The organism is Nocardioides sp., assembly GCF_031422975.1.
Taxonomy (GTDB): Bacteria; Actinomycetota; Actinomycetes; order Propionibacteriales; family Nocardioidaceae; genus Nocardioides.
Genome location: NZ_JANPEO010000581.1, coordinates 1 through 5230, shown reverse-complemented (window position 1 = coordinate 5230; position 5230 = coordinate 1). Strand labels below are relative to the sequence as shown.

At 71.8% G+C, this 5230-nt stretch carries 7 protein-coding genes; 5 read left to right on the top strand and 2 right to left on the bottom strand.

The genetic code is table 11. From position 1 onward, the window contains the following. The coding region (locus RMO85_RS17380) for a hypothetical protein (protein WP_310529976.1) at positions 1 to 238 on the bottom strand (238 nt) is incomplete at its 3' end. A 53-nt stretch (positions 239 to 291) separates the two neighbouring features. Here RMO85_RS17380 and RMO85_RS17375 point away from each other — a divergent pair. The 5 genes from RMO85_RS17375 to bioD all read left to right on the top strand — a co-directional run bounded on the left by RMO85_RS17375 (position 292) and on the right by bioD (position 5050). Beyond that, on the top strand, positions 292 to 912 hold the full coding sequence (locus tag RMO85_RS17375) for a pentapeptide repeat-containing protein (RefSeq protein ID WP_310529975.1): 621 nt from the start codon (positions 292 to 294) through the stop codon (positions 910 to 912). 61 nt (positions 913 to 973) lie between these two features. Beyond that, on the top strand, positions 974 to 2038 hold the full coding sequence (gene bioB / locus RMO85_RS17370; RefSeq protein WP_310529974.1) for a biotin synthase BioB: 1065 nt from the start codon (positions 974 to 976) through the stop codon (positions 2036 to 2038). After that, positions 2038 to 3276, top strand: a complete 1239-nt coding sequence (locus tag RMO85_RS17365; RefSeq protein WP_310529973.1) for an adenosylmethionine--8-amino-7-oxononanoate transaminase — start codon at positions 2038 to 2040, stop codon at positions 3274 to 3276. The genes bioB and RMO85_RS17365 overlap by 1 nt, the downstream gene beginning before the upstream one ends. Next, positions 3276 to 4406 (top strand): 8-amino-7-oxononanoate synthase, encoded by a 1131-nt coding sequence (locus tag RMO85_RS17360; RefSeq protein ID WP_310529972.1) that lies wholly within the window; start codon positions 3276 to 3278, stop codon positions 4404 to 4406. The genes RMO85_RS17365 and RMO85_RS17360 overlap by 1 nt, the downstream gene beginning before the upstream one ends. Continuing rightward, positions 4403 to 5050: a dethiobiotin synthase gene (bioD, locus tag RMO85_RS17355; RefSeq protein ID WP_310529971.1), complete on the top strand. Its 648-nt coding sequence runs from the start codon at positions 4403 to 4405 to the stop codon at positions 5048 to 5050. Before RMO85_RS17360 ends, bioD begins: the two co-directional genes overlap by 4 nt. 9 nt (positions 5051 to 5059) lie before the next feature. Here the strand turns inward: bioD and RMO85_RS17350 are convergent, their stop codons facing one another. Beyond that, the gene (locus tag RMO85_RS17350; RefSeq protein ID WP_310529977.1) at positions 5060 to 5218 is read right to left on the bottom strand and encodes a hypothetical protein; all 159 of its coding nucleotides are present in this window, start codon (positions 5216 to 5218) and stop codon (positions 5060 to 5062) included. Positions 5219 to 5230: the final 12 nt, after the last annotated feature.

Genomic DNA, 5230 nt, shown 5'->3' with positions numbered 1-5230 from the left:
CGACCTCGCGCGCGGCCCGTGCGCTCATGTGGTTGAACGCCTGACGCGGGAGCGGCGGCGACTCGTGGTTCTGGGGTCCGCGACCACCCGCGCTCTGACGCAGCTCCTCGTCCTCGGGGCTGATCCGGGTGATCACGTCGTCCGGACCGCACACCTTGGACAGGGCGATCTCGACGCTCGTGCCCGCCGTCTTGCGAGTCTTCAGGAAGATGAAGCGGTGGGCATGCGACGCGATCACGCGCCCGACCCTACCGGCGGCACGCGAGGCTCCACCGCGTTAGCGTGGCCACCGTGACCGATTCGGCCTCCGTGCCCATGACCGCCGAGGGCCGGGACTTCAAGGACGACGACTGGTACGCCGAGGAGCTGGGAGCCGCCCGCTTCGTGCACTGCACCTTCACGCGCGTCGACTTCGGCGAGTCCACCACCTCCGGCGCGACGTTCGAGCGGTGCACGTTCCACAACTGCTCGTTCGGATCGAGCGTGCACACCTCGACTGCGTTCGTGGCCTGCGACGTCCGCCGCTCCACGTTCTTCGACGCCACGCTCGACGGCTGCAAGCTCGTCGGGACGGTCTTCGCCGACTGCACGATGCGACCGCTGACGGTGCGCGGCGGTCAGTGGCAGTCCGTCACGATCCGCGGCACCAACATGAGCAAGGTCGACCTCAGCGGCGTCGACCTCCGCGAGGCGGACCTGTCGATGAGCGACCTGTCCTTCGCCGTCCTCACCAGAGCGCAGCTCGACCGGGCTCTCCTGCGGGAGACGAAGCTCGACGGCGCCGACCTCCGAGGGGCCTCGCTCGACGGGGTCGACCTGGCTTCGGCGCTGCTGCGGCGGACGAAGCTCGACCTCGCGGGCGCCGTCCTCCTCGCCGAGCTGCACGGCGCCGACGTGGACCCGTCCGCCTGACCTACCCGGAAGTAGATGGACCACCCGCCCCGGATCGTCGACAGGTCGGCATACTTCTCCCATGACGTTCGACGAGCTCGCCACCAGCATCCTTGCCGGAAAGCCCGCCACGGAGGACGACGCGCTTGCGGTGCTGCGGGCGCACGACGACGAGCTGCTCGACGTGGTGGCGGCGGCCGGACGCCTGCGCCGCGCCCACTTCGGCAACACGGTCAAGGTCAACTACCTCGTCAACCTCAAGTCGGGCCTGTGCGCGGAGAACTGCAACTACTGCTCGCAGTCCCTGGGCTCGACGGCACCGATCCTGAAGTACTCCTGGCTCAAGACCGACGAGGCCGTCGAGCAGGCCGCGGCCGGCCTCAAGGGCGGCGCCACCCGCGTCTGCATGGTCAGCAGCGGCCGCGGCCCCAGCGACAAGGACATCGACAAGGTGACCGAGATGGTGGGGGCCATCAAGGGCGAGAACCCCGGCGTCGAGGTCTGCGCCTGCCTGGGGCTCCTCAAGGAGGGCCAGGCCGAGCGGCTCAAGGACGCCGGCGTCGATGCCTACAACCACAACATCAACACCGCCGAGTCGCACCACGACAAGATCGTGCAGACCCACACGTATGCCGACCGCGTCGACACCGTGACCAAGGCCAAGACGGCCGGCCTGTCCCCCTGCTCCGGCCTGATCGCCGGCCTGGGCGAGACCGACGAGCAGCTCGTCGAGGCGCTGTTCGCGCTCCGCGAGCTCGAGTCCGACTCGATCCCGGTCAACTTCCTGATGCCGTTCGACGGCACGCCATACGAGAACACGTGGGAGCTCGACCCCACCCGCTGCCTGTTGATCCTCGCGATGGCGCGCTTCGTGTGCCCCGACAGGGAGGTCCGGATCGCCGGTGGCCGTGAGATGCACCTGCGCTCCCTCCAGGGACTCGCCCTCCACGTCGCCAACTCGATCTTCCTCGGCGACTACCTCACCTCCGAGGGCCAGGCTGCCGAGACCGACCTCGAGCTGATCCGCGACAACGGCTTCGTGGTGCTGGGCAGCGACGAGCACGACGCGCAGATCGCCGCCGGTCACTCGCACGACCCGGCCATCCGTCGCCGCGGCGCGGGGACAGACGTCGCCGCCAACGCCTGATGGTCGACCTGCTCGACTGGGATCGCGCCCACCTCTGGCACCCGTACACCTCGCTCACCGCGCCGACCCCGACGCGCCTCGTCACCGGGGCCTCGGGCGCCCTGCTCGAGATCGACGGGCGGAACACCATCGACGCCATGTCGTCGTGGTGGGCGACCATCCACGGCTACCGGCACCCGGTGCTCGATGAGGCCGTACGCCGACAGCTCGACGACTTCTCGCACGTCATGTTCGGCGGGCTGACGCACGAGCCGGCGATCCGCCTGGGCCAGACGCTGGTCTCCCTCACCGGCCTGCCACACGTGTTCTTCGCGGACAGCGGGTCGGTCAGCGTGGAGGTCGCCATGAAGATGGCGATGCAGGCGCGGCCCGGCCGGACCCGCTTCCTCACCGTGCGTGGCGGCTACCACGGCGACACCTTCGACGCGATGAGCGTGTGCGACCCCGAGGGCGGCATGCACACGTTGTGGACGGGGGTGCTGCCCCAGCAGGTGTTCGGGCCCCAGCCGCCCGCGGTCGGCGAACCGATCGACCAGTGGGCCGACGCGATGCGCGTGCTCGCCGCCGAGCATGCCGGCGCCGTCGCCGGGGTGATCGTCGAGCCTCTCCTCCAGGGCGCGGGCGGCATGCACCCCTATCCCGCCGAGTGCCTGACGGTCCTCCGGGAGATCGCGGACCGGCACGGGTTCGTGCTGATCTTTGACGAGATCGCCACCGGCTTCGGCCGGACCGGGCACCTCTTCGCCATGGACGCCGCCGACGTCAAGCCGGACATCCTGTGCCTGGGCAAGGCGCTGACCGGCGGCTACGTCTCGCTCGCCGCCGTGCTGTGCACTGCCGCGATCGCGGGCGAGATCGAGCCCGGCGGGGTGATCATGCACGGGCCCACCTTCATGGCCAACCCGCTTGCCTGCGCCGTGGCGTCCGCCAGCATCGACCTGTTGCTCCGGAGCGACTGGCAGAGCACGATCAGGAACATCAACGACCGCCTGACCACGGGACTCGCCGCAGCCGCCACGCTGCCCGGCGTGGTCGACGTACGCACCATCGGGGCCGTCGGCGTGATCCAGCTCGATCACCGCGTCGACGTGGTCACCGCGAGCGACGCTGCCCTGGCGGCCGGCGTGTGGCTGCGACCGTTCCGCGACCTGATCTACACGATGCCGCCCTACATCTGCACCGACGAGGAGATCGACACGATCTGCGCGGCGATGCTCACGGCAGCGGAGGTCGGCTGATGGGTGGCTGGGAGACGTGGCTGACGGACGAGGCCGTACGCCGTGATGCGGCCGGTCTGACCCGCCGGCTGCGGCCCCGTGGACCCGACGACGACGTCATCGACCTCGCCGGCAACGACTACCTCGGGCTGAGCCGGCACCCGTCGGTCGTGGCCGCGGCCGCGGATGCCGCCCGCACGTGGGGCGCCGGAGCCGGGGCCTCGCGGCTCGTGACCGGGACCCTCGCCCTGCACGAGACCCTCGAGCGGGAGCTTGCCGCCTTCCTGGGCCAGCCCGCCGCGCTGGTGCTGTCGACCGGCTACCACGCCAACCTCGCGGCCGTCACCGCGCTGGCCGACCGCGACACCCTGCTCGTCTCCGACGCCCACATCCACGCCTCGCTGATCGACGCCGCCCGGCTCTCGCGCGCCGAGATCGCGGTCACCGCGCACGGCGACGTCGATGCCGTCGCGGCAGCGCTGGCCGCAGCCGGCGGTCGACGCGCGATCGTGCTGGCCGAGTCGATCTACTCGGTGCTCGGCGACGCCGCCCCTCTCACCGAGCTGGCGGCCGTGTGCGCCCGACACGATGCGCTGCTGATCGTCGACGAGGCCCACGGGCTCGGGGTCGCAGGGCCGGCCGGCGAAGGCGTGGTCAAGTCGCTCGGGCTCGCCTCGGCGCCCCACGTCGTCGTGACCGCCACGTTGTCCAAGTCGCTCGGCGCGCAAGGTGGCGCGGTGCTCGGCTCCCCCGCCCTGATCCACCACCTGGTCAACCGCGCCCGGCCCTTCATCTTCGACACGGCGCTGAACCCGGCGGCGACCGGCGGAGCGCTCGCCGCGCTACGGGTGCTGTGCTCGCAGCCCGACCTGGCGTCGCGCATCGCCACCAGGGTCGCCGAGCTGTCGAGGCTGCTCGCCGTCGAACCCCCGGCGGGCGCCGTGCTCTCGGTGCCGATGGCCTCTCCCCACGTCGCGCTGGCCGCCCAGGCCGAGTGCCTCGAGCACGGGGTGCGGGTCGGCTGCTTCCGTCCGCCGTCGGTGCCGGACGGCATCTCGCGGCTGCGCATCACCACCAACGCGGGCGTTCCCGACGACGACTGGGCGCGCGCCACCGGTGTCCTGGCCAAGGTCGTCGAGGCGCACCGGTGATCCTCGTCGTCACCGGCACGGGCACGGACGTGGGCAAGACCGTCGCGACCGCGGCGCTCGCCGCGCGCGCCCCGGGCTCCGTGATCGTGGTGAAGCCCGTCCAGACGGGCGTGCTGCCGGGCGAGGTCGGTGACGTCGACGACGTACGCCGCCTGGCGGGCTGCCAGGTCAGCGAGTTCGTCCGCCTGCCGGATCCGCTCGCGCCCGACAGCGCTGCCCGGCTGGCCGGAGTCCGGCTGCCGACGGTGGCCGAGCACGCGTCCCGGATCCGCCGTCTCGCCGAGGACTTCGACACGGTGATCGTCGAAGGCGCCGGCGGACTGCTGGTGCGACTCGACTCCGCCGACGGCACGATCCTCGATCTGGCCGATGCTCTCTCGGCCTCGGTGGTCATCGTGGTCGCCGCGGGCCTGGGCACGCTCAACCACAGCGAGCTGACGGTGGGCGCCCTCCGGGCGCGGGGCATCGAGCCGGCCGGGCTCGTCATCGGGTCCTGGCCCTCGCACCCCGGGCTGGCCGAGGAGACCAACCTCGTCGACCTCCCCCGGGTGACCAACCTGCCGGTGCTCGCGACGATCCCGGCGGAGGTCGGCTCCCTGGGTCGCTCGGCGTTCACCGCCGCCGCACCGACCTGGTTCGCCTGAGCCGCGACGTCACCAGCCCGGCGGGCGCCGGTGCGCCCACGGGGCAACCGCCTCGAGCTGGGCCGAGACCGCGACCAACAGCTGCTCCTGCGCCGGTCGCGCGGCCAGCATCACGCCGACGGGCAGCCCGTCGGACGTCCAGTGCAGGGGCAGCGAGATGGCCGGCATGCCGGTGACGTT